The sequence below is a fragment of the Mesorhizobium sp. M7A.F.Ca.US.005.03.2.1 genome (assembly GCF_003997795.1).
Taxonomy (GTDB): domain Bacteria; phylum Pseudomonadota; class Alphaproteobacteria; order Rhizobiales; family Rhizobiaceae; genus Mesorhizobium; species Mesorhizobium ciceri.
Genome location: NZ_RZRP01000794.1, coordinates 1 through 2,920, shown reverse-complemented (window position 1 = coordinate 2,920; position 2,920 = coordinate 1). Strand labels below are relative to the sequence as shown.

At 61.6% G+C, this 2,920-nt stretch carries 3 protein-coding genes; 2 read left to right on the top strand and 1 reads right to left on the bottom strand.

The genetic code is table 11. The features are described 5' to 3' along the window. Positions 1 to 245, bottom strand: a 245-nt coding sequence (locus EN991_RS30430) for a GntR family transcriptional regulator (RefSeq protein WP_127370132.1), incomplete at its 3' end; no start/stop codon positions are given. A gap of 203 nt (positions 246 to 448) precedes the next feature. Here EN991_RS30430 and EN991_RS30425 point away from each other — a divergent pair. Together EN991_RS30425 and EN991_RS30420 are read left to right on the top strand one after the other, a co-directional pair. Next, entirely contained in the window at positions 449 to 2,077 is a 1,629-nt protein-coding gene (locus EN991_RS30425) for a choline dehydrogenase (protein ID WP_127370131.1), read from the top strand. A 289-nt stretch (positions 2,078 to 2,366) separates the two neighbouring features. After that, positions 2,367 to 2,920 (top strand): cupin domain-containing protein (locus EN991_RS30420; protein ID WP_127370133.1); only part of this gene is annotated, 554 nt, incomplete at its 3' end.

Here is a 2,920-nt window from a genome sequence, read left to right as displayed (position 1 = left end):
ACCCTGACCAGTTCCTCGCCATATCTCGGAAGGGCGGTCGGCGCCCGCCTGGCGCGCGCCGGTTTGAGGTCGCCTGAAAGGCGCAGCACTTCAAGCGCCTTGCGAAGCTGATGGCGCTTGACGCTCAGATGTTCCGCAAGATCGCGCTCGGACGGAAGCTTGCCGCCGCCCTGCTGCAACTGGCGGACCGCGGCGATGATGTCGTCGAGATCAGATGGTCCGACCTGCGGCTCGAATGCGCTCAAAACCAAATCTCCTGTCCGATCGGCAGATCGCCGACTCAACGTCCCGACATCATATTGTGACACGAAAACCTGTTCGACGGCACTCAACCAATTCAACCAATCTACAACTGTACGCAATGGTTGACAACACCAGTTGCGCGATGGTTGACTGCCCATGTCGACGGTTGCCATCGCGGCAGACGTCTTTCTCCCGAGGATCACGCATGCCGGCTGGCGAAACCTTTGACTACGTCATTGTCGGTGCGGGATCGGCCGGCTGCGTGCTGGCGAACCGGCTGAGCGAAGACCCCGCCGTGTCGGTGCTTCTGCTGGAGGCGGGGGATTGGGACCGCGATCCGATGATCCACATCCCGCTCGGCTGGGGCAAGATACTGACGGAGCGCCGCCACGACTGGATGTATTTCTGCGAGCCCGAGGCCAATGTCGGCGGCCGCAAGGTCGAATGCGCGCGCGGCAAGGTCATCGGCGGCTCTTCCTCCACCAACGCCATGGCTTATGTGCGCGGCAATCGCGGCGACTACGATCGCTGGGCGGCAAGCGGCCTGACGGACTGGTCGTTCGACAAGGTGCTGCCCTACTTCAAGAAGCAGGAGCGCTGGGAAGCGGGCGAAAGCCGGTACCGTGGCGGCAGCGGGCCGCTGAACACCCAGTTCTGCCGCTACAAGGACGAACTGATCGATGCCTTCGCCACAGCCAGCCGTGATGCCGGATACCCGCAGACCGATGACTATAATGGCGCCATACAGGAAGGTTTCGGCCGGCTGCAGATGACAATCGCCAACGGCCGCCGTTGCTCGACCGCAACCGCCTATCTGCGGCCCGCCATGCGGCGCGGCAATGTCAAGGTGCTGACCGGCGCGATGGCGACGAAGATCCTGCTCAGGGATGGCCGCGCAGCCGGCATTGCCTACACCAGAGGCGGGGCGAGCCATGAAGTTCTGGCGCGGCGCGAAGTTCTGCTTGCCGGCGGCGTCATCAACACGCCGCAGCTGATGATGCTGTCAGGCATAGGCGACAGCGGCGAGCTGGCGGCGCATGGCATCGAGACGAAGGTCGATCGTGCGCAAGTCGGCAAGAATCTGCAGGACCACGTTTCGGTTATCGTGATGTATCGGCGCAAACAGCCTGGACCGTTTCTCAAGATGATGCGGGCCGATCGTATCGGGCTGGATTTCGTCAGGACTTATCTCACCGGAAAGGGCTTTTCGGGAGATGTGCCTGGCGGCGTCGTGGCATTCCTGAAAAGCGACGCAAGCCGGCCGTTGCCGGACGTACAGCTGCTTTTCACCGCCGCGCCGCTTGGGGCATGGCCTTACATGTCGCCGTTCAAGGCGCCGTTCGCCGACGGCTTTGCGACCCGTATCGTTGCGGTGCAGCCGGAGAGCCGCGGCAGCGTCAAGCTGGCGTCGAGCGATCCGGTTGCCGCGCCCCTGATCCATCAGAATTTCCTGTCCTCGCAGCGCGACTGGCAGTCGCTTCGCGCTGGCTTTCGTGTTGCACGCAACCTTGCCAGCCAGCCGTCCATGACCCCGTTTGTCGGCGCGGAGTTCTTCCCCGGCCCGAAATGCGAGAGCGACGACGAGATCGACGAGCATATCCGCAAGACCTCGATCACCGTGCATCATCCGGCCGGCACGTGCCGCCTGGGCGTCGATGCGGCATCGGTGGTCGATCCGGAATTGCGGGTGCGCGGCATTGCCGGGCTTCGTGTCGTGGACGCCTCGGTCATGCCCGACCTCGTTTGCGGCAACATCAATGCGGCGGTCATCATGATCGCCGAAAAGGCCGCGGATCTGATCCGCAGCCGCGCTCAACAGAGCGTGGCTGCCTGATAAGGCGGCCGGATGCAACCAAAGTCTTTTGGTTGAGACTGAAAAACTGCGTTGGTTGGACTGTCATGCGCGTCAGCATGGCCGTGACGAAGCGGTTTCACGCCCTGATTGTGAGCTGAATTTCGTGCATTTCTAGGCTATTCCTGCCTATTTCTGGGCATTTGCCTTTCAAAAATGCACCTCAACCAAAAACTTATAAAATTCGCAATTTGGGTATTGTCGAGCAAAACCAATGCGAATACGGTTGAGTTGGTTAGAAGTATTTTCTTCGTGACGAGAGGTGTCCGATATGTCCCTGGCGCAACCAGCTAACGATGTGCTCACCAACAAGAAGGCGGCACTCAAGGGCCTCTATGACGCCCTCTACGCAAAGAACATGTTTCCGTTCTGGGCGACGTCGGAAGGCGTCGACCATGACGAGATCAAGCAACTGATGGCGACGTCGAGGGCCGTTCCCTTCGTGTGGTCCTATTCGGACATCGAGCCCCTGCTGCAGCGCGCGGCCGAACTTGTGACCATGGACGACAGCGAGCGCCGTTCGCTGATCCTCGTCAATCCCGGTCTTGCGCCCAAGCGTGCATCGGTCAGCACCATGTACACCGCCTACCGCCTGAACGATCCCGACGAGATCATGCCGCCGCACAAGCACTCGCCGAGCGCCATCCGCTTCGGCCTGACGGGCAAGGGCAATTTCACCGGCGTCGAGGGCGAAGACGTGGTCTTCGGCCCGGGCGACATGGTGCTGACGCCCAACGACGCCTGGCACAATCATGGCACCGTTGGCGGCGAGCAGGCGGTCAACCTGTCGGTGCTCGACCTGCCGCTGGTCGAAACGCTGCATGC

What these genes read in the sequence shown, in the direction of transcription:
- EN991_RS30425 (WP_127370131.1), top strand. Translation starts at nt 449, where the DNA reads ATGCCGGCTGGCGAAACCTTTGACTACGTCATTGTCGGTGCGGGATCG.